General features: G+C 67.7%; 18 protein-coding genes. 6 read left to right on the top strand and 12 right to left on the bottom strand.

The window, feature by feature from the left end; translation table 11 throughout:
* Positions 1 to 7: 7 nt before the first annotated feature.
* From AC6CHL_RS06005 to AC6CHL_RS06060, 12 genes are all read right to left on the bottom strand, one after another.
* The gene (locus AC6CHL_RS06005; RefSeq protein ID WP_498293804.1) at positions 8 to 2,731 is read right to left on the bottom strand and encodes a TcfC E-set like domain-containing protein; all 2,724 of its coding nucleotides are present in this window, start codon (positions 2,729 to 2,731) and stop codon (positions 8 to 10) included.
* 62 nt (positions 2,732 to 2,793) lie between these two features.
* Positions 2,794 to 3,297, bottom strand: coding sequence for a CS1 type fimbrial major subunit (locus AC6CHL_RS06010; RefSeq protein ID WP_498293806.1), 504 nt, complete (start codon positions 3,295 to 3,297; stop codon positions 2,794 to 2,796).
* Between the two features lie 479 nt (positions 3,298 to 3,776).
* Positions 3,777 to 4,139, bottom strand: coding sequence for a NirD/YgiW/YdeI family stress tolerance protein (locus AC6CHL_RS06015; RefSeq protein WP_498293808.1), 363 nt, complete (start codon positions 4,137 to 4,139; stop codon positions 3,777 to 3,779).
* Positions 4,140 to 4,693: 554 nt separating this feature from the next.
* The gene (locus tag AC6CHL_RS06020) at positions 4,694 to 6,061 is read right to left on the bottom strand and encodes a citrate synthase (protein ID WP_414715949.1); all 1,368 of its coding nucleotides are present in this window, start codon (positions 6,059 to 6,061) and stop codon (positions 4,694 to 4,696) included.
* A 246-nt stretch (positions 6,062 to 6,307) separates the two neighbouring features.
* Positions 6,308 to 6,550 carry a type B 50S ribosomal protein L31 gene (locus AC6CHL_RS06025; protein ID WP_038686500.1) on the bottom strand — a complete coding sequence of 81 codons (243 nt, stop codon included), beginning with the start codon at positions 6,548 to 6,550 and terminating at the stop codon, positions 6,308 to 6,310.
* A gap of 112 nt (positions 6,551 to 6,662) precedes the next feature.
* A complete protein-coding gene (locus tag AC6CHL_RS06030; RefSeq protein ID WP_498293811.1) occupies positions 6,663 to 7,598 on the bottom strand; it encodes a nucleoside hydrolase in 936 nt (311 codons plus the stop codon).
* Between the two features lie 220 nt (positions 7,599 to 7,818).
* A complete protein-coding gene (gene recG, locus AC6CHL_RS06035; protein WP_447595483.1) occupies positions 7,819 to 9,930 on the bottom strand; it encodes an ATP-dependent DNA helicase RecG in 2,112 nt (703 codons plus the stop codon).
* A gap of 1 nt (position 9,931) precedes the next feature.
* Complete coding sequence (locus tag AC6CHL_RS06040; protein ID WP_038686492.1) at positions 9,932 to 10,324, bottom strand: RidA family protein; 393 nt, start codon at positions 10,322 to 10,324, stop codon at positions 9,932 to 9,934.
* Positions 10,325 to 10,682: 358 nt separating this feature from the next.
* Positions 10,683 to 12,842: a RelA/SpoT family protein gene (locus tag AC6CHL_RS06045; protein WP_038686491.1), complete on the bottom strand. Its 2,160-nt coding sequence runs from the start codon at positions 12,840 to 12,842 to the stop codon at positions 10,683 to 10,685.
* A gap of 237 nt (positions 12,843 to 13,079) precedes the next feature.
* Positions 13,080 to 13,379 (bottom strand): DNA-directed RNA polymerase subunit omega, encoded by a 300-nt coding sequence (gene rpoZ, locus AC6CHL_RS06050; RefSeq protein ID WP_005410877.1) that lies wholly within the window; start codon positions 13,377 to 13,379, stop codon positions 13,080 to 13,082.
* Between the two features lie 112 nt (positions 13,380 to 13,491).
* Positions 13,492 to 14,157, bottom strand: a complete 666-nt coding sequence (gene gmk, locus AC6CHL_RS06055) for a guanylate kinase (protein ID WP_051598735.1) — start codon at positions 14,155 to 14,157, stop codon at positions 13,492 to 13,494.
* A complete protein-coding gene (locus tag AC6CHL_RS06060; protein WP_038686490.1) occupies positions 14,154 to 15,014 on the bottom strand; it encodes a YicC/YloC family endoribonuclease in 861 nt (286 codons plus the stop codon). The genes gmk and AC6CHL_RS06060 overlap by 4 nt, the downstream gene beginning before the upstream one ends.
* Before the next feature lie 124 nt (positions 15,015 to 15,138).
* On the opposite strand from AC6CHL_RS06060, the gene rph reads away from it, so the two are divergent.
* The 6 genes from rph to AC6CHL_RS06090 all read left to right on the top strand — a co-directional run bounded on the left by rph (position 15,139) and on the right by AC6CHL_RS06090 (position 21,343).
* Positions 15,139 to 15,867, top strand: coding sequence for a ribonuclease PH (gene rph, locus AC6CHL_RS06065; RefSeq protein ID WP_038686489.1), 729 nt, complete (start codon positions 15,139 to 15,141; stop codon positions 15,865 to 15,867).
* Entirely contained in the window at positions 15,864 to 16,250 is a 387-nt protein-coding gene (locus AC6CHL_RS06070; protein WP_447595489.1) for a VOC family protein, read from the top strand. The genes rph and AC6CHL_RS06070 overlap by 4 nt, the downstream gene beginning before the upstream one ends.
* The gene (gene rdgB / locus AC6CHL_RS06075) at positions 16,247 to 16,843 is read left to right on the top strand and encodes an RdgB/HAM1 family non-canonical purine NTP pyrophosphatase (RefSeq protein WP_463601590.1); all 597 of its coding nucleotides are present in this window, start codon (positions 16,247 to 16,249) and stop codon (positions 16,841 to 16,843) included. Before AC6CHL_RS06070 ends, rdgB begins: the two co-directional genes overlap by 4 nt.
* Before the next feature lie 58 nt (positions 16,844 to 16,901).
* Positions 16,902 to 18,128, top strand: a complete 1,227-nt coding sequence (gene hemW / locus AC6CHL_RS06080; RefSeq protein ID WP_137190231.1) for a radical SAM family heme chaperone HemW — start codon at positions 16,902 to 16,904, stop codon at positions 18,126 to 18,128.
* Positions 18,129 to 18,524: 396 nt separating this feature from the next.
* On the top strand, positions 18,525 to 20,993 hold the full coding sequence (locus AC6CHL_RS06085; RefSeq protein WP_498293818.1) for a DUF1631 domain-containing protein: 2,469 nt from the start codon (positions 18,525 to 18,527) through the stop codon (positions 20,991 to 20,993).
* Positions 20,990 to 21,343: a PilZ domain-containing protein gene (locus tag AC6CHL_RS06090; protein WP_038686485.1), complete on the top strand. Its 354-nt coding sequence runs from the start codon at positions 20,990 to 20,992 to the stop codon at positions 21,341 to 21,343. The genes AC6CHL_RS06085 and AC6CHL_RS06090 overlap by 4 nt, the downstream gene beginning before the upstream one ends.
* Positions 21,344 to 21,347 lie beyond the last annotated feature (4 nt).

Raw genomic sequence — 21,347 nt, forward strand, 5'->3', positions numbered from 1 at the left:
CACCCCTTCACCGCACACCTCCCGTCGCAGCCGTCTGCGGTGAGACCGCAATCAACGCCTGCTCCTGCAGCAAGCGGGTCACCCGCGCCTGTTGGCGGATGTCGGCCGGCAGCTGCGCCAGGCTCAACGGTTCGCACTGCACCTGCCCCACCAGCAGCACTACGCTGCGGCGCTCGCGCACCTGCAGGGGGCAGTGCAGCAGGCGGTCTTCCTGCAGCAGGTAAAGCATCGTCTCGCGGCGCGGGAAGTCGGCGATGAAACCGCCGTTGGGGCCCGTGCCCGGCACCGGTGCATTGAGGATGCGCGCGCCGCGCAGCGGCAGGCCGGCAATGTCACGCGCGTTGCCGATGAAGGTGTAGGTGACCTCGATCGGAATCGGCATCTGCATGAGTCGGCCCGGGGCAAGGAACAGCGGCCGCGACCCGCCCACGCCGGTGACACGGATCGCCGCGATGCTGTCCAGCGCGCTGGCGTCCTGTACTTCGGCACGGTGCGACTGGTACGCCGACAGCGGCAGCAACCGGCGCTCGCCGAGGCGCAGCCGTTGCCGACGCAATCCGCCCACCTGCAACTCGGCGGCTACGCCGGTGAGGTCCAGGTCGTCGCTGTCGTCCACCTGCACCGCCAGGCCCGCGTCCGCACCCAGCCCGCCGCCCCAGTAGAGGCCCCGCCGGCTGAGCGCCACACCCGAACTGTGGGTGCCGCTGTAGGCCAGTTCACTGCGGCCGCGTTGCTGGTAGCTGGCCAGCGTGGCGCCGGTGTGGCCCCAGCTGTTCTGCACCTGTGCGCCCAGCGAGGCGCTGTAGCGGTCGCTGTTGTTGCCGCGCACCTCGGCGGACAGTTCGCGGTACTGGTTGTCCGCGTCCTGGCGAAGCGACTGGCCCGCGCTGTAGGCGACGTCCGGCCGGCTGTGTTCGGGCTGGCGGATGTCCAGGCCGTAGCGCCGCTGCGCACTGCCGCGGTCGCCGCGTTGCAGGCGGGTCAGGCTGAGGTTGAGGTAGATGCCGCGATCCCGTTCCGCCGAAAGCTGTCCGGCGGCCTGCTGCTGCCACACACCGACGCGGGTGGCGACACTGAACGCGTTCCAGCGATGGGTGCGGCTGTAACTGGCCTGCCAGGTGCGGCTGAGCTGCGCCTGCCGGCTCGGCTCGGGCCGCAGCGGGGGCAACCAGGGCGCCACCTGGTCCAGGGGATCGTCGCTGCCGCCGGGCAGGTCGCGGCCGGGGCGCCAGGTCTGTCGCCGCGTATAGGCCAGGTAGGCACTCCCACCGGCGACCGGCAGCGCCATGGATGCACTGAGCGAATCGGCGCAGCCCAGGCGGTCGCGTGCGTCGTCTTCGAACTGGCAGGCGGTACCGCGCATGCGCTGCTGGTAGACATTCCACGAAGCGCGGCGGCGATAGGACAGCTGGTGCTGCTGGCCACGGCTGCCGTCGCTGCCATGCAGCCCACTGGAGGTGGCGCGAAGCTCCTGGGTGGCGAACACATGGCGCAGGTCGATGCGCAGTTCGCCGTAGCTGAACCCACCGAGGTCGGCCACGCCGGCGGTCATCGTGAGGTTGCGTCCCATCGGCACGCGCACGCCCCCCATGGCTGCCATTTCGCCATCGAAGCGATCACTGCGTCGCTCGTTGCGGCGGCCGCCCTGCAGGAACCACTGCACGCTGCTGTCAGTCCAATCGCCGCCCTTGTCGAACGGCGCATCTTCGGTGCGTACCAGCACCCCGTCTTCGTGGATGCGCAGGCTCACCGTATAGATACCGAACGGAAAACGGCGGGTGTCCAGCTGGTTGATACCGGCCTGCAGGTAGAAGGTCTGCAGCAGGCGTTCGCCGTCGAACGCATCCACGCGCGCATCGCGCGCCAGCAGCACGGTCAGGGGCGTGGCCTGTACGGCGGCATCGGCGTCCACGTAGGCCTGGGTGGTGCCCACGCGCAGGCCCTGGAAGCGCCCCAGCGGCAACATGCTGAAACTGAAAGTGCCGCCCTGTGGGCTGGACAGGTTGCGGCGGTCCATGCGGCCCAGCTGCAGATAGTGCTGCTGGCCCAGGTCATGGCGGTAGTAAGCGTTGTCGAGCTGTACGTCCGTGCGCGCGTGCTGGCCGCGGTACTGCTGGCGGCTGAAGGTCCAGTCGGCCGACAGATGGCCGCGCTGGAACAGGCCCAGCGTGCCGGTGCCTTGTGCAGCCAGCGCCTGGTAGTCGCGGCCCCCACTGACGTTGAGGGTCTGCTGGTGCAGGAAGGCGTTCTCGGCGCTGGCGCTGACCTGATGGTAGCGCTCGGCGGCCGGCTCGCCGGGAATCCACTGGCGGGCAACGAACAGGCGCACGGCACCTTCGCCTTCGTCATAGAGTGCGCGCACGGTGTTGGGGTCCTCCGGGGGGTCGATGTAGCCGCAACCGGCGCTGGCGCCGCCGTAGCGGCAGGCAAGATGGCTGTTGCGCGGTAGCGGTTGGGACAACGCAGGCAGCAGCGCGGCCTGGGCATCGGCGGACAGGTTCAGGGCCTGAAGTACCTGCTCCGGCGCTTCCAACTGCACGCTTTGCAGCGTCACGCGCACCGGCGACAGCCCGGCCGAGCGGCCGAACAGGCGGATGTCCAGTTGCTCGACCTGGCCGTCGACCAGATCCTCGAAACCGGCGGGAACGCCGCTGGCCAGGACCGTCGGTGCAGCCAACGACAAGGCAAGCGCGACCGCCAACCGGGTAACGGCAGGGGCGTGAATCTTCATAGGGGGTACGGCCGGAAGCGGCCGGCCCGGTTATCGGGCCGGCGCGGGGAAGAACGCTGTGATCAGGGCTTCAGTGCCAGGATCACGCTCACCATGCCTTCGTAGCGGCCGGCCGCGGCGATCTCGCCGAGGGTGGTCTGGGCAACCGCCAGCTCCATGCTGACCGAGGCACCCGGAATGGCGCCGTCGTACAGGTCTGCCGCGGTGAAGTCCTGGGCGGCGACGTCGAGCACGCGCTTGTTGAGGGTGACGGTCATCGGCACCGACGGGGTGCCCGGCGGCGTGTTGGTGGGAATCAACTCGACCGGGCTGTTCAGGCGCACCTGCACATCCTTGGTGGTGTCGTTGGAGAAGATCCGTACCTGATCGGCCCAGGGGTTCAGCCCGCGGATCGGGTTGTAGCCCAAGCGCACGACGTCATCCAGCGGGCGGCCATCGGCCTTCAACAGGGCCAGGTTGTTGTCCACTTCCGCCCAGACTTTGATATCGGTCTGTGCCGCATGGGCAGACAGCGAAGCGGTGACCAGCGCTACGGCGAGCGCGGCCTTCTTGAGAATGTTCGACATGGGGTTCTCTCTCTATTTTGGGTACTTCGAAAGTAAGCTTCCGCAGGAAGCACCGCCGTCACCGCGTGGGGGTGTGGCAGCCCAGTCAGGTTAGTCAGCGAGGCGTGATTTACCCATTCAACCACTCCTAAAAATCGCATCGCGGGTGCGGTTCTGCGACGACACGCGCACTCCCGGGACATTGCAGAAATTCCTACGCAGCATCCCTCTATCGGCTCGCATGGCAAGGCGTTGGATGCGCAAAGGACGGCCGTAGCCGTCCTTTGCATATTCGTTCATTCCACCCGCTTCAACCTGTGTCGCTGCGGTCTACACCTCACTCAACACCGGCTCCTCCAGCAGCATCTCCTGGACATCCTTCCACATCTTTTCGCGCACCCGCCGCACCATCGCCGAGTCGCGCGTGGCCGGCACCGGCACCTTCACGCACCGGGCTGGCGCAGAGATACAGCGATGTGCGCAAACGGGCATGCGGGAGGTCAGCGCGGCGGCAGCACCTGCACGCGCTTCACCTCGATATCGGTGGGCTTGAAGCGGTGCGTGTCGACCTTGCCCAGCAGTTCCACCATGGCAGATGCGCCAATGGGCGGGTGAGGCATGTCCTCGTCGTCGATCTCGACCTCGATGTCGCCGGTGGCGTCGCGGAAGCGGTAGCGTTCGTCGCCGACCTTGGCGACCAGATGGCCCAGCAGCAGCACTGTATGGTCGTCACGCTGCTGGCGCGCCTGCGCTACCGTGGTGGCGACGGCGGAGGCGCCCGGCCCGGTGTAGCCGGCCAGGGCGTCGCTGGCATGCAGGGCAACGGGGGCAACAAGCAGGGGAATCAACAGGTAGCGCTTCATGGTCGGTCTCCTTCGGGATCGGCTCGATTGATGCGACCAGCCTGATCCGCAGAGCCCGATAGACCCATGCAATAAGTACGAAAACGTCAGCGCAGCGCGCCTGCGCGGAGGCACCGTTCATCGTCATGACGGGTGGAACCACTCCATGGGTGGCTGCACGGACTGCCCACACCAACCGCGCCACCGCGCAAAAACCAAGCATCTTCGCCCATGTGCGGCGAGCGTCTTGTTGCAACGGCCGTCGCAGAGTGAGTACGCCGCGACGCGGATGGCCGGGGGGTGCAGGCGCCGTTTGGATCGGCTGGCGTCTCGATCCGGCCGGTCGCGAGCGCGAGGGCCCCCATGCCCTTGGAGGCGAACTAAAGGAGGAGGTGGCGGCCACAGGCCGACGCCGGGGGCGTCGCCGGAAAGGGCATGGGGGCCCCGCGCCCGACCCGCCGGCGACTGCACCTGCAGATCGTCAAGGCACGTTTCTGCTTGCACCCATATGGGAGAAGAACCAAAAGAAACGCCCCGCAGTGCGGGGCGTTCTTCAACACGCGTTACCGGGACGATCAGCCCTGGTAGTCGCGCACGTCGCTGCCGGTGTAGACCTGGCGCGGACGGCCGATCTTCATTTCCGGATCGACCTGCTGTTCCAGCCAATGGGCCACCCAACCGGAGGTACGGCCCAGGGCGAACATGACGGTGAACATTTCGGTCGGGATCTGCAGCGCCTTGTAGATGATGCCGCTGTAGAAATCGACGTTCGGGTACAGCTTGCGGGCAACGAAGTAGTCGTCCTGCAGCGCGGCCTGTTCCAGCTTGACGGCCACGTCCAGCAGCGGATCCTGCACGCCCAGCTGCTTGAGCACCTTGCCGGTCATCTCACCGATGACCTTGGCGCGCGGGTCGAAGTTCTTGTACACGCGGTGGCCGAAGCCCATCAGGCGGAAGCCGGAGGTCTTGTCCTTGGCCTTGAGCACGGCGGACTCGACGTTGTCGGCCGAACCGATCTCTTCCAGCATCTTCAGCACGGCTTCGTTGGCACCGCCGTGGGCCGGACCCCACAGCGCGGTGACGCCAGCGGCGACCGACGCGTACGGGTTGGCACCGGTCGAACCGACCAGGCGCACGGTCGAGGTCGAGGCGTTCTGCTCGTGGTCGGCATGCAGGATGAACAGCAGGTCCAGTGCCTTGACCACGTCCTGGTTCAGTTCGTACTGGCCGTCGGCCGATTCGAAGGTCTGCTTCAGGAAGCGGCTGACGTAGTCCAGCGAGGTGTCCGGCGTGTTGGCCGGCAGGCCCTTGCCGTGGCGGTAGATCAGCGCCGACAGGGTCGGCACCTTGGCGATCAGGCGCACGGCGGCCTGGCGGCGCTGTTCGGCGTCGGACAGGTCCAGCGAGGCGTGGTAGATGCCCGACAGCTGCGCGATGGCGGCGGTCAGGATGGCCATCGGATGGGCATCCTTGGCGAAGCTGCCGATCAGGGTGTTGATCGACGCATCGACGTTGGCTTCAGCGGCCAGCTCGTCGGTGAAGGCCTTCAACTGCTCGGCGCTCGGACGCTCGCCATTGATCAGCAGGTAGGCCACTTCGACGTAGCTGGACTTTTCCGAGAGCTGCTCGATCGGATAGCCGCGATACAGCAGCACGCCCTTGTCACCGTCGATATAGGTGATGGCGGACTTGCAGCTGGCGGTGGCGGTGAAGCCGGAGTCGTAAGTGAAGAGACCGGTTTCCTTGGTCAGCTTCGAGATATCGACGCAATCGTTGCCGAGCGTAGGTTTGATGACGGGCAAAACAACCGACTTTTCGCCGGCGTTGAGCGTGACCTGATCAAGATCGGACACTGTGTGCGCTCCTCGAGGGAAGGCGCCCACCCAAGCGCATGGGGCAGGCACGTGAAGGAAGTCCACGATCGTTACCGTGGATCCCGCCATTATCGCACAGCAACATTTCTGCCGCCCTAGGACGGAAGTCGTAGACGCGGGTACGGGGCTGCGTATGGTGCGCCCTGCCAGCAGCGCCAAGGCTCCGCGCGGGATGCGGACAACAACGTCCGGACACAGCGTTCCGCAGGCACCCGTGCATCGCTTGGCCTGCGTTCAGTTCACGGCCCTGGAGCGGACACAAAAAAACAACGGCCGCCAAGGCGACCGTTGTTTTCGTGCAACTGCAGCGACAACTCAGCGCGCGTAGCGCTTCTGGAACTTGTCGATACGGCCGCTGGTGTCGATCACCTTGTGCTTGCCCGTGTAGAACGGATGCGAAGCCGAGGAGATTTCAACCTTGACGAGCGGGTACTCGTTGCCATCTTCCCACTTGACCGTTTCCTTGGCGGACATGGTCGAACGGGTCAGGATCTTGAAATCAGAGGTAACGTCGTGGAAAACCACGTCGCGGTAAACAGGATGAGTATCGGCCTTCATGGGCGCGCACCGTAATAAGGGCTGGTGATCAAGAGCGGCATTATAGCCCCGGATGCCGCAAAGGGCAAGCCGGGACCATCAACCGTGCGAAAGGTCCGCCGCAGCGGCGTCGTCAGACGCCGAGTGCCGCCCGGACCTGGGCTTCAAAACGCCCCTGGTCGTAGGCCATCAGCAGCTGGGTGTTATCCGGCTGCCCGGTCTGGCGGTTCCAGTCGACAATGGTAGCACCTCGGCTGTGCACGCCGGCCAGTTCGACGTTCAGCGGACGCGATTCGACCCGCAGGGCGCCGTCGGGCTGCAGCGCCCAAGCCATGGCCAGGGCATCGGCGGCGAACCAGCGCTCGCCGCGGCTGTCTTCGGACCACAGGCGGGTCTGGCGCGAAATCAGCTCATAGAAGCGGGCCTTGTCGGTGTCGGCAGCCAGCCACTTCTCGACATCGGCGTGCAGCAGGCCGTGGGCGACGGTGGCCTCCCAGTCGGCTACTTCGATGTGCGGGAAGCCGGTGAACACCACGTGCGCCGCTTCGGGGTCGAAGGCGATGTTGAACTCGGCCGCCGGGGTAATGTTGCCGTGGCAGGTCACCGCCCCGCCCATCACCAGGAAGCGCTTCACGCGCTGCGGCAGGCTCGGGTCGAGCTTGAGGGCCAGGGCCAGGTTGGTCAGCGGGCCAAGGGCGACCAGGAACAGCTCGCCGGCGTACTGGTGCGACAGGCGCAGGATAGCCAGCGCGGCGTGCTCGGCTTCGGCCTGGCGCTTGGCGGCCGGCAGGTTCACATCGCCAAAGCCATCGGCGCCATGCACGTGGGCCGCGTCGACGGAGGGGTGCAGCAGCGGATCGGCGGTACCGGCGTAGACCGGCACGTCTTCGCGGCCGGCCACTTCACACAGCTTCAGCGCGTTGCGTACGGTGTGGTCCAGGCCGACATTGCCGGCGGCGATGGTCAGGCCGACGATATCGTGGCGCTCATCGGCGAAGGCCATCAACAGGGCCAGGGCGTCATCGACACCCGGATCGGTGTCGATCAACAGCGGAATCTTCTTGGTCATCGTTGCCGTCTTGATAATCGGCAAGGGACTTTCGCACCCTGTCATGACAAATACAAGGCGGGGGCGATCGGGTGCGGGCAGGTACCGACCGTTGGTCGGCACAGGGTTGAAAGGCGTCGCTTCGATCGGTCCGCTGGCGACCGGATGGGCCGCTACGGGGCCGACTTGCGGAACGGAGCACGTCAGCGCACGTGGAGAAATCAGGAAAGCCGCGCTGTTTCTACGCGGCCGCGTAGCGCACGGCCGTGCCGATCCAGCGGCGCACGACCTTGTCGGCCACCTCAGGTGCTTCGGCCAGCAAGCGCTCGGCCAGGTCGTGCACGCCCGGCAGCAGGTCGGCGTCGCGGGCCAGGTCGGCCATGCGGAATGCGGCCAGGCCGGTCTGGCGGGTGCCGAGCAGTTCGCCGGGGCCGCGCAGTTCCAGATCCTTTTCGGCGATCAGGAAGCCGTCGTTGGTCTGGCGCATGGTTTCCAGCCGCTCGCGGGCCATGGCCGACAGCGGTGCCTGGTACAACAGCACGCAGCGCGACACGGCCGAGCCGCGCCCTACCCGACCGCGCAGCTGGTGCAGCTGGGCCAGGCCAAGTCGCTCGGCGTTTTCGATGATCATCAGCGATGCATTGGGAACGTCCACGCCCACTTCGATCACGGTGGTGGCCACCAGCAGGTCGAGCTGGCCGGCCTTGAACGCCACCATCGTGGCGAGTTTTTCGCTGGCCTTGAGCCGCCCATGCACCAGGCCCACGCGCACGCCCGGCAACAGCGCCTGCAGCGATTCGAAGGTGGCCTGGGCCGGGGTGGCATCGAGCTCTTCGCTTTCCTCGATCAGCGTGCACACCCAGTACACCTGCTGCCCCTCGGCGCAGGCCACGGCGATGCGCTGGATCAGTTCGGGGCGCCGGTCGTTGTTGAACGCCACGGTCTGCACCGGGGTGCGCCCCGGCGGCAGTTCGTCGATGGCCGACACATCCAGGTCGGCATACTCGGACATCGCCAGCGTGCGCGGGATCGGGGTAGCGGTCATCACCAGCTGGTGCGGCACGCTGCGCCCGTCCGCCCCCTTGTCGCGCAGGGCCAGGCGCTGATGCACGCCGAAGCGGTGCTGCTCGTCGACGATGGCCAGGGCGAGGTCCTTGAACACCACGCTGTCCTGCATCAGGGCATGGGTGCCGACCACCACCTGTGCGTCGCCGGAGGCCACGTCGGCCAGCACCTTGGTGCGCGCCTTGCCGGTGACCTTGCCGGCCAGCCAGGCAGTGCGCACGCCCAGCGGTTCCAGCCAGGCGCGCAGGTTGTTCAGATGCTGCTCGGCCAGCAGTTCGGTGGGCGCGGCCAGCGCAACCTGCTTGCCCCGCTCCACTGCCAGCATCGCCGCCAACGCGGCCACTACGGTCTTGCCCGACCCCACATCCCCCTGCACCAGGCGCAGCATCGGGTGCGCCTTGATGAGGTCCTTGCGGATCTGTTCGAACACGCGCTGCTGCGCGCCGGTGAGCTGGAACGGCAGGCTGTCGCGCAGCTGCTGGACCAGCACGCCCGGCCCGCGCAGCGACGGTGCGTGGTGCGCCTGCAGTGCCATGCGCTGGCGGCGCAGGCTGAGATGGTGGGCCAGCAGTTCTTCGATGGCCAGGCGGCGTTGTGCCGGGTGGCGGCCGGCGGCCAGCGCGGCCAGGTCGGCATTCGGCGGCGGCCGGTGCACGGTCAGCAGCGCGCTGCGCAGCGACGGCAGGCCCATGCCGGACAACCAGCCCGGCGGCACCAGTTCCAGCGTGGATTCTTCCGGCAACCGGTCCAACGCCAGCCCGATGAACTTGCGCAGGGTGGCCGGGCCGACGCCCTCGATGGCCGGGTAGACCGGGTCGAGGCTGTCGCCGAGATCGTCATCGTCGTTGACGCCCATCACCCGGTAACTGGGGTGGACGATCTCCAGCCCGGTATGGCCGGGCTTGGCGGTGCCATAGCAGCGGATGCGCGCGCCAACGGCGAACTGCGACACCTGCTGCGAGCGGAAATGGAAAAAGCGCAGTACCAGGGTGCCGTAGGAGTCGTCCTCGATGGCGACCTTCAGCACCGGGCGGCCACGGAAGCCGCGTTCAACCGCGCTGACCCGCCCTTCCACCTGCGCGGCCACGCCGGGCTGCAGTTGGGCGATGGTGGTCAGCCGGGTGCGGTCTTCATAGCGCAGTGGCAGATGCAGCCACAGGTCCTGCAACGAGGACAGGCCACGGGCCTCCAGCTTGGTGGCCACCGCCGGGCCGATCCCGGGAAGCATCGACAGCGATGCTTCCCCGGCCGCGGCCAGGGCCGGTGCAGGAGCCCGTGACCGTGCCACGTCAGGCCTGGTCGAGCACCATCACCGCATCAACCTCGAAGTTGGCGCCCTTGGGCAGGCCGGACACTTCGATGGTGGAACGGGCCGGGAACGGGGCCTTGAAGTAATCCTGCATGACCGCGTTGACCTTGGCGAATTCGGCCAGGTCGGTGAGGTACAGGCCGAGGCGGACGATCTGGTCCAGCGAACCACCGGCTTCTTCGGCCACGGCCTTGAGGTTGTCGAAAGCGCGGCGGGCCTGCGCTTCGATGTCGCCGGCGCCGACGATGTCACCGGTGGCCGGGTCCAGCGGGATCTGGCCGGAGAAGTACACGGTGTTGCCGGCACGCACAGCCTGCGAATACGGACCGATCGCGGCCGGGGCGTTGGCGCTGGTGATGATCTGGCGGGACATGGGAGCTCCAGGGGAACAAAAGTGGGCCCACCATTGTACCGTCGGACTCGCCCTCCCCGACGACGCATCCGAAGCCGACATCGAAGCCGAAATCCCTGGTAGAGCCGACCGTTGGTCGGCTGGCCGGAGAATGACGAAGACCGTTGGTCGGCTGGCCGGAAAATGACGAAGACGGTTGGTCGGCCGGCCGACCATATCGATCATTGCCGCGAGATGTACGGCAGCCGACCAACGGTCGGCTCTACCCCGGGGGTGCAATCATCGCCGTCCGGTGCGCGAGCAGCCGACCAACGGTCGGCTCTACCCCCGGTGGTGCGCCAAGAGCGTCGGCGCCCATCATCGCCGCGCGGAACGCGGTTTACTGCCGGCGAACCGACTGCACCACCGACAACCGTCGCAGCCTGCGCATGACCTCGGCCAGGTGGTTGCGGTCGCGGACCTGGATGTTGAAGGCCAGTACCGCCGCATTGAAATCGCGGTCGAGGTAGTCCACGCGTTCGATGTTGGAATGGCTCTGCGCGATCGCCGCGGCCAGCTGGGCCAGCACGCCGGTGCCGTTTTCCACTTCCACCACCAGCGAGGTGTCGTAGTCGCCGGACACGGTGGTGTCCCAGCCAATGGGCACCCAACGCTCGGGCGACTTGCGCAGTTCGGCCAGGTTCGGGCAGTCCATGCGGTGCACCACGATGCCCTTGCCGGCGGTGTGGTAGCCCATGATGTCGTCGCCCGGGATCGGCTGGCAGCAGTTGGCGAAGCTGACCACGCCACGCTCGCTGCCGTTGATCAGGATCTTTTCCTGCGAATGCTTGGAATGCGCGCCGCCGCGCAGCTCGGCGTAGGCCATCAGCGCCTGCGCGGCCTGGTTGGGCATCCAGTTGCCCAGCGCCACTTCAGCCAGCAGGGCCTCCAGGCGCGGGTACCGGTGTTCGGCCAGGAACGCATCCAGGCGCCCCTTGGGCAGGCGTTCGAGCGAGCTGTCCATCGCCTCCAGCGCGCGGTCGAGCATGCGGTGGCCCAGTTGCACCGCGTCTTCGTGCTCCAGCTGCTTGAGCTGGTGGCGGATGGCGGTGCGTGCCTTGGAACTGACCACGAACTCCAGCCACTGCGGCTTGGGCGTGGCCGAGCGCGCGGTGATCACTTCCACGGTCTGCCCGCTGACCAGCTTGGTGCGCAGCGGCACCAGCTTCTTGTCCACGCGCGAGGCCACGGCCATGTTGCCCACGTCGGTGTGCACCGCGTAGGCGAAATCGAGCGCGGTGGAGTTGCGCGGCAGGGCCAGGATCTTGCCCTTCGGGGTGAACAGGTAGACCTCGTCCGGGAACAGGTCCACCTTGACGTTGTCCAGGAACTCCAGCGACGAACCGGCGGCGCGCTGGGAATCGATCAGTTCCACGATCCAGGCATGCGCGCGGCTCTGCGCGCTGTTGGGCGAGTCGCCGCCGAACTTGTAGGTCCAGTGCGCGGCCACGCCGCGCTCGGCGATCAGGTCCATTTCCTCGGTACGGATCTGCACTTCGATCGGCGACCCGTACGGCCCGAACAGCACCGTGTGCAGCGACTGGTAGCCGTTGGCCTTGGGGATCGCGATGAAATCGCGGAAGCGCCCGTCCAGCGGCTTGAAGGTGGCATGCACCGCGCCCAGCGCGTGGTAGGCGCTGGGCACGTTGCGCACGACCAGGCGGAAGCCGAAGACATCCATCACCTGGTCGAAGGATTTGTTCTCGTCGTGCATCTTGTTGTAGATGCTCCACGGGGTCTTGATGCGGCTGACCAGCCGGTGCTCCAGCCCTTCCTTGGCCAGCCGCTGCGACAGCTGCACTTCCACCTGCGCCATCGCCTCGCGGCGGACCACCGGCTGGCTGCGGATGTGCTTTTCCAGGATGGCGTGGCGCCACGGGTACAGCGCCTTGAAGCCCAGGTTCTGCAGCTCGCTTTTGACCAGGCTCATGCCCAGCCGCTGCGCGATGGGGGCGTAGATCTCCAGCGTTTCACGGGCGATGCGGCCGCGCGCTTCGCGGCTCTGCGCGCCCAGCGTGCGCATGTTGTGCAGGCGGTCGGCCAGCTTGATCATGATCACGCGCAGGTCGCGCGACATCGCCAGCAGCATCTTGCGGAAGCTCTCGGCGGCCGCTTCCTGGCGGTCGCGGAATTTCAGCTTGTCCAGCTTGGTTACGCCGTCGACCAGCTCGGCCACCGCTTCGCCGAACTCGGCGGCCAGTTCCTCGCGCGTGAGCGGGGTGTCTTCGATGGTGTCGTGCAGGATCGCGGCGATCAGCGCTTCGACGTCCAGGCCGAGCTCGGCCAGCACCTGGGCCACGGCCACCGGATGGGTGATGTAGGGCTCACCGGACTTGCGGGTCTGCCCGGCATGCGCGGAGGCACCCACTTCCCAGGCACGGCGCAGCAACGGCAGTTGCTCGGGCGGCAGGTAATGCGCTGCGCGTTCGAGCTGGAGGACATAGTCGGGTACGGCCGCGCCGGGGGGCGAGGCGACCTTGGCAGTGGGGCCTGGGTTCATGCTGGAAGACTATTCCAGCGGCGGGATAACGGCAAACATCTGAACAGGGATCGGAGGGGGCTGCGACGACCAACGGTCGTCGTCTACCTCGTTGGACGGTGGTGGCGCGATGGCCAACGGTCGTTGCCTGGACAGATCACCCTGCGTCGTTGCGTTCCGGTGTTTCCGCGGCCCAGACGCAGAACAGCCCGCCAAGGCGGGCTGTTCGTGCAACCACAACCGGTTCGCGCGAGGCGATCAGTCGTCGTTCTTGGACATGTCTTCGTCGGCAACGACTTCGGCAGCGGCCCATTCCAGTGCTTCACGCTCTGCACGCTCGCGTTCGGCCTTCTCGACTTCGTCGATCAGGGCGTTGTCGATCTTGCGGGCCGCAATTTCGCGCAGCGCCAGCACGGTCGGCTTGTCTTCGGTTTCGCTGTTGTCCAGGGTGGCCTGAACGCCATTGGCCAGCTGACGGGCGCGCTTGGACGCCATCATGACCAGTTCGAAACGGTTGTTCACGACTTCCAGACAATCTTCTACGGTGATGCGGGCCATGCGGGCTCCCGGCAGCCGGTGAGGGCTGCTCAATCGAATGAGGGAAAGGGGACGGATTGTACCGGCGGGGGCTGGACAAAATCAAGCCAACCCGCTAGCACCCCGTTTGGAATCAGTCAGTTGAGGCCGCATCCTGGGTCAACAGGGCCTGGATCAGGCCCGCGTGGCGGACCTTCTGGGCCTCCCGGCGCAGCCGGCTGGCCGTGAAGATGGCGCACAGCTCGTCCACTGCGGTCTCGAACACCTCGTTGACGATCACGTAGTCGAAGTCGTTGAAGTGCAGCATCTCTTCACGCGCGGCGGACAGGCGCTGGGCAATCACCGCCTCGCTGTCCTGGCCGCGCTTGCGCATGCGGTCCTGCAGGGCCTGCTTGGACGGCGGCAGGATGAACACCGTCACCGTGCCCGGCACCAGCTGCCGGACCTGCTGGGCGCCCTGCCAGTCGATCTCCAGCAGGACGTCCTGGCCGGCGGCCAGCTGCGGTTCCACCGACTGCCGCGCGGTGCCCTTCCAGTCGCCATGCACCCAGGCATGTTCGAAGAAATCGCCGGCGGCGATCATCCGCTCGAATTCCTCGGCGCTGACGAAATGGTAGTGCTCGCCGTTGATTTCACCCGGGCGCGTGGCCCGCGAGGTGAACGAGATCGACAGGGCGATCTGCGGGTCGCGCGCCAGCGTGGCGTTGACGATGCTGCTCTTGCCGGCCCCGGAGGGCGCGGCCACGATGTACAGGGTGCCGCGCGCAGGCGCACCGGCGGGCGTGGGCTGGCTGCTCATTCGATGTTCTGCACCTGTTCGCGGATCTGGTCGATCAGAACCTTCAGCTCGACGGCGGCATTGGAGGTGCGGCTGTCCACCGACTTGGAGCCCAGCGTGTTGGCTTCGCGGTTGAATTCCTGCAGCAGGAAGTCCAGGCGGCGGCCCACCGGCTCGCGCTGGGTGAACACCCGGCGGATTTCGACGATGTGGCTGCCCAGGCGGTCCAGCTCTTCATCCACGTCCAGTTTCTGCAGCCACATCACCAGCTCCTGCTCGGCACGGCCCGGATCGACCGGGTGCGGCAGGTCGGCCAGGCGCGCGGCCAGCTTGGTGCGCTGGCCCTCGCGGATCAGCGGAATCAGCGTGGTGACCTCGGCAGCGATGCGCTCCACCCCGTCCACGCGTTCCTGGATGGCGGCGGCCAGCTTGTCGCCTTCACGCTCACGCGCGGCCACGAAGCCGTCCAGGGTGGCATCCAGCAGGGCCAGCGCCTCGGCATGCAGCGCCGCGGCGTCCACCGCTTCGCCCTGCATCACGCCCGGCACCTGCAGCAGCTCGGTGAAGCTCACCTGCAGGCTGGGGAAGCCCGGCGCCAGACGGCGGGCCAGTTCGCCCAGCTGGGCCAGCAGCACGTCGTTGACCACCAGTGCACCGGTGACCTCCGGCGCGCGCAGGCGCATGACCAGGTCGATCTTGCCGCGGCTGCAGCGGGAAGCGACGCGCTCGCGCAGCTGCGGTTCCAACGCACGCAGCTCGTCGGGCAGGCGCACGCCCACCTCCAGGAACCGGTGGTTGACCGAGCGCAGCTCACAGGCCAGCGTGCCCCAGCGGGTGGCGCGCTCGCCGCCGGCATAGGCGGTCATGCTTCGAATCATGGTGGGTTTTCCGATGTTCCCAAAGGGGGAATGGTACCCTAGCGGTCTCATTCGAGCCTCCCTGCCTGCCCCCTCGGGGTGCGGGCATGGTCGCGTTCCCCCAGCTTTCACGGAACCCCAACGCATGTCCGACACCCGTCCCAGCGGCCGCCAGGCCGACCAGCTGCGCGAAGTGCGCATCGAGCGCGCCTTCACCCGTCACGCCGAGGGCTCGGTGCTGGTCAGCTTCGGTGAAACCCGCGTGCTGTGCACCGCCAGCGTGGAAAACCGCGTGCCCGGCTTCCTGCGTGGCAAGGGCGAAGGCTGGGTCACCGCCGAGTACGGCATGCTGCCGCGCTCCACCCACACCCGCAACGACCGCGAAGCGGCGCGCGGCAAGCAGGGCGGCCGCACGCTGGAAATCCAGCGCCTGATCGGCCGCACCCTGCGCGCCTGCATCGACCGCGGCGCTTTGGGCGAACGCACCATCACCCTGGACTGCGACGTCCTGCAGGCCGATGGCGGCACCCGTACCGCCGCCATCACCGGTGCCTACGTGGCGCTGGTGGACGCGGTGAACTTCCTGATCAAGCGCGGCGACATCAAGCGCAACCCGATCTTCGGCGCGGTGGCGGCGGTGTCGGTGGGCGTGTACCGCGGCACCCCGGTGCTCGACCTGGACTACGCCGAAGACAGTGACTGCGACACCGACATGAACGTGGTCATGAACGACGGCGGCGGTTTCATCGAACTGCAGGGCACCGCCGAAGGCCACGCGTTCCGCCGCGACGAGCTGGACGCGCTGCTGGTGCTGGCCGAGAAGGGCATCAAGGACCTGTTCGCGGCGCAGCAGGCCGCCCTGGCGTCTGCATGAACCGCCGCATCGCGCTGACCACCCTGGTGGTGGCCGACTACGACGAGGCCATTGCCTGGTACACCGGCATGCTCGGCTTTGCCCTGATCGACGACATCGACCAGGGCGACAAGCGCTGGGTGGTGGTCGGGCCGAGCGACGGCAGCGCAGCTGCCCTGCTGCTGGCGCGTGCCAGCAATGACGAGCAGCGCAGCCGGATCGGCAACCAGACCGGCGGCCGCGTCGGCTTCTTCCTGAACACCGACGATTTCTGGCGCGACCACGCCGCGATGACCGCGCGTGGCGTGGAATTCCTGGAGACCCCCCGCGACGAGGTGTACGCCACCGTGGCGGTGTTCCGCGACCTGTATGGCAACACCTGGGACCTGCTGGAGCCGAAATGAAGACACTGGTACTGGCCAGCGGCAACGCCGGCAAGCTGAAGGAACTGCAGGCCATGCTGGGCGACCTGCCGCTGCAGATCGTGGCGCAGGGCGAGCTGGGCGTCAGTGACGTGCCGGAAACCGGCCTGACCTTCGTCGAGAACGCGCTGATCAAGGCCCGCCACGCCAGTGCCGTCACCGGCCTGCCGGCGCTGGCCGACGATTCGGGCCTGATCGTGGACGCGCTGGACGGCGCGCCCGGTCTGTACAGCGCGCGCTATGCGGGCAGTCCGACCAACGATGCGGCCAACAACGCCAAGCTGCTCGACGCGCTGCGCGAGGTGCCGGCCGAGCGCCGCACCGCCCGCTTCTACGCGGTGATCGTACTGCTGCGCCACGCCAACGACCCGCAGCCGCTGATCTGCGAAGGCAGCTGGGAAGGGGTGATCCTGGACGAAACGCGTGGCAGCAACGGCTTCGGGTACAACCCGGTCTTCCTGGACCCGACGCACGGCCTGACCGCGGCGGAAATGGACCCCGCGCAGAAGAATGCCATCAGCCATCGCGCGCTGGCCCTGCAGTTGCTCAAGCAGAAACTGCCCGCGTTGCTGTGATGCCTCCCCTGATGATGTCTGGAGAGCCGGCCAGCGGCCGGCACTACCCGTGAATTCCATGCCTCAGCCCCACGACCATTGCGACCACCTGCCCGGCGAACACTGCGCGGGCGACCACGACCACGCGCCGCGGCTGATTCCGCCGCCGCTGGCGCTGTACGTGCACCTGCCGTGGTGCGTGCGCAAATGCCCGTACTGCGATTTCAACTCGCATGCGGCCAAGGGTGAACTGCCGTTCGAGGCGTACATCGACGCCCTGATCCGCGATCTGGATCAGGACCTGCCGCTGGTCTGGGGCCGGGTGGTGAGCAGCGTGTTCTTCGGCGGTGGCACGCCCAGCCTGTTCCCGCCCGAGGCGATCGACCGTTTCCTGCAGGCGGCGTCGGCCCGGCTGCGCTTTGCGCCGAACCTGGAAGTGACCCTGGAAACCAATCCGGGCACCGCCGAACACGGCCGTTTCGACCGCTACCGCGCGGCCGGGGTGAACCGCATCAGCTTCGGCATACAGACCTTCAACGACGAGGCGCTCAAGCGCCTGGGACGCATCCACGACAGTGGTGAAGCCGAGCGTGCGGTGAAGCTGGCCCAGGATGCGGGCTACGACAATTTCAACATCGACCTGATGTACGCGCTGCCGCAGCAGACGCTGGCCCAGGCCGAACATGACCTGGAACGCGCGTTCGCGCTGCAGCCCACGCACATGTCGCACTACCAGCTCACCTTGGAGCCGAACACGGTGTTCTTCGCGCGGCCGCCCCAGGGCATCCCCGACGAGGATTCGGCGTGGGACATCCAGGAGCACTGCCAGGCGCTGCTGGCCGAGGCCGGCTACGCGCAGTACGAGGTCAGTGCCTACGCCAAGCCGGGCCGACAGAGCGCGCACAACCTGAACTACTGGCGCTTCGGCGACTACCTGGGCATCGGCGCGGGCGCGCACGGCAAGATCAGCAGCGGTGCCGAGCAGCACGTGCTGCGGCGCTGGAAGCACAAGCACCCGCAGACCTTCATGGACGCGGCGGGCACGGCAGCGGCGATCGGCGGCGATGACGTGATCGATGGCGAGCGCCTGCCGTTCGAATACATGCTCAACCTGCTGCGTCTGCATGAAGGGTTCACGCTGAAGGACTTCGAATCGCGCACCGGTCTGGAGCGCGCGAGCATCGCCGTGCCCTTGCAGGCGGCGATCCAGCGCGGCTGGATGACCCTGGACGGCGAGCATGCCCGCCCCACCGAGCTGGGCCGGCGTTTCACCAACGACGTGGTCGAACTGTTCCTCCCCGCGTAGAGCCGACCGTTGGTCGGCTGCTGTTGATCTGTTGCCGTCGATCTGATTCCAGCTGCGCATGCCTGGGATTCCGCCGACGGCAGCCGACCAACGGTCGGCTCTACGTCGGGGGCGATGCGTGGGGGTAGAGCCGACCGTTGGTCGGCTGCTGTTGATCTGTTGCCGTCGATCTGGTGCCAGCTGCGCATGCCTGGGATTCCGCCGACGGCAGCCGACCAACGGTCGGCTCTACGTCGGGGGCGATGCGCGGGGGTAGAGCCGACCGTTGGTCGGCTGCTGTTGGCGACATCCCGACCGTGCGCGAAGAGCAGCGCCGGGTGTCGGGGGATCCCTTCTGGCGGGGACACCGCGAAACCGTTAAATTCCTTACTCTCAGGGGAGCCGGAACCACAACGGATGTCTGCGTCCGCACCTTCATCGTCCCAGACCGACCCGGCCCGTTTCGCCCACGTGGCCGCGCCGCCGCGCGTGCGCCGCCTGCTGGCGTCGCTGCACGCGTTGGCCGCGCAGACCCTGGCCACCCCGCTGAAACTGACCATCGTCGAACTGGAGCGCGAGCTGTTCCGCGATGCCGAGCGCGCGCGCAACAGCCAGATCCAGGCCGACATCTATGCCCAGACACGGCGCCTGCACGAGGTCAACGCACAGTTCGCCCCGCTGTTCCTGGACGCACTGGGGGACGCCCTGGCCCAGCTGCGCGAGCCGCGCGTGCGCCATGTGCCGACCCCGGCGGCCAGCACCCTCACCGCCAGTACCCTGACCCTGGTGGCCGACACCGACATCGACCGCGACATCGTGCTGGTGGAGATCACCCGCCGCGAGGCGCAACGGTCGGCCAGCGCCCTGCAACTGCTGGGGCAACGCTTCGCGGTGCTCGCCGCCGGCCCGGAGTTCGATGTCGAAGACCTGCCGTTCGGCCCGCACGTGCTGTGCCGGATCGTGCGGGAACTCGGTGAACGCTTCGAACTGGGGCTGGAAACCCAGCTGGCGCTCTACCGCGTGTTCGACCGCCAGTTGATCGACCGGTTGGGCGAACTGCTGGAACGCGCCAACATCCTGCTCGGGCACGAAGGTGTCCTGCCCGGCCTGGTCTACACCCCCTACCTGGCGCGGTCGGCCACCACCCGGCGCATCGTCACCGGCGCCGAACGCAGCGGCCCGGCGCGTGAAGGCGGCAAGGTCAATCGCCCCCTGACCGGGTGGAGCGGATCGGCCAGCAACAGCGCGTGGGCGGCGATGACCAGCGAGGCAATGGGCGACCTGCCCGCCTCGCTGCGCACCGGCCCGCCCGTGCCCGCCGGTGCGGAAAGTAACGCACCGGTTTCAGCAGCAGGCGCTGCGCCGCAGGATCTGTCGGCGCCCGCCATGTCTGCCCTGCACCAGCTGCTCGACGCCGCGCGCCAAGCCAGCGCCACTGGCCTTGCCGGGGCGACGGGCAGTTCTGGCGGTACCACTGCAAGCAGCGGCGCGGCGGCTGGCGGCGCCGTGGAGTCGCCGGGTGTTCCAACGGCGGCCAGCCCCGCCTCCTCTGCCGGCCCGCAAGTTGCGGTGGCCAGCGAATCGGTCCATGCCACCCTGGCCAAACTGCAGGCCCAGAGCGCCGGTACCGGCACGGCCCGGCGCAGCATGGCCGACCTGCACAACGCGCTGCTGGCCCAGATGCGCGCCGACCATGGCGCGCAGGCCGCCTTGACCGTCAAGGACAGCGACACCTTCGACCTGCTGGACATGCTCTACGGGCAGATCCAGCGCGAAGTGCGCCCGGACGCGGTCGCCGCCGACCTGCTCGCGCGCCTGCAGGTCCCGGTGGCCCGGGCCGCCCTGTCCGACCCGGCGTTCTTCGTGCGCGACCAGCATCCCGCGCGGGAGCTGCTCAATGCGGTGGCCGAAGCGGGTGCCAACTGGCTGGGCGAAGACGACGTGGATCCGCAGCTGGTGCAGAAGCTGGGCCGCGCCGTAGACCAGGTGGTGGACGACTACCAGGGCGACGCGGCGGTGTTCGAGGCCGCCAACGAAGACATCCAGCAGCACTTCCGCGCACTGGCGCACAAGGCCGAACTGGCCGAGCGCCGCCATGTGGAAGCCGCGCGCGGCAAGGAACGCCTGGAGTCGGCCAAGCAGCAGGCCGGCGCCAGCATCGAACAGCTGTGCGCCCAATCCGAACCCCCGCGCTTCGTGCAGTCGCTGCTGAAGCAGGCGTGGTCGGACGTGCTCACCCTCACCCTGCTTCGGCATGGCGAAGGCTCCGAGCAATGGCAGCAGCGCGAGCAGGAAACCGCCCGGATTGCCGAGGTGACCTGCCAGCCGCCCGGCACCGCGCCGAGCGATGCCGACCTGGGCGGCCAGGTGGAAGCCGCGCTGCTGCAGGTGGGCTACCACCAGGACGAAGCGGCCGCGATCGCGCGGCGCCTGTCCTCCCCGGGCGGCGAAGATGAAGGCAGTTCGCGCACCGAACTGACCGCCCGGATCCGTGCCCGCACCCGTCTGGGCGAACAGGGCGAGGGCCACGAGCCACGCAAGGTCGCGCCGCTGGCACGCAGCCTGGCCGAGGAAGACTGCTATCGCCAGCTGCGCACGCTGCCGTTCGGCACCTGGTTCGAATTCACCACCAACCAGCAGGGCGACCTGCGCCGCCAGCGGCTGTCGTGGTACAGCCTGCTCACCGACAATGCGTTGTTCGTCAATCCGCGCGGGCAGAAGGTGGGGGAACACTCGCTGGATGCGCTGGCCCGCCTGATGGCGCATGGCCAGGTGCGCATCGTCAACGAGGACAAGAGCCGCCTGATCGACCGCGCCTGGCAGGCGACGCTGCGCACGCTGCGTTCGCTGGCCGGCCCTGGCCCTGCCGCAGAGACCGCTCCATGACCGCCGATACCGATACCCGCCGCGCGCCGCGCCGCCAGGTGGCCGAACTGGTGCCTGTCACCGACATGCTGGCCGAGGCAGTGGTGGGACGGCTCGGCAATATTTCCGAAACCGGCATGCTCATGCTGGCCTCGGCACCGATGCACGACGACGCGCTGTACCAGCTGCAGTTCGCCATTCCCGGCCCGAACGGCCAGCCCGTTGCCCTGGACGTGGGCGCGCACCAGCTGTGGAGCGAGCAGACCCATGCCCCCGGCCAGGCCTGGGTGGGCTTCCGTTTCATCACGCTCAGCCGCGAGCACCGCGAATTGCTGCGGGCGTGGATCGCGCAGGAAACTTCGGCGGTCTGAGTGC

The organism is Stenotrophomonas sp. GQ19 (assembly GCF_059758695.1).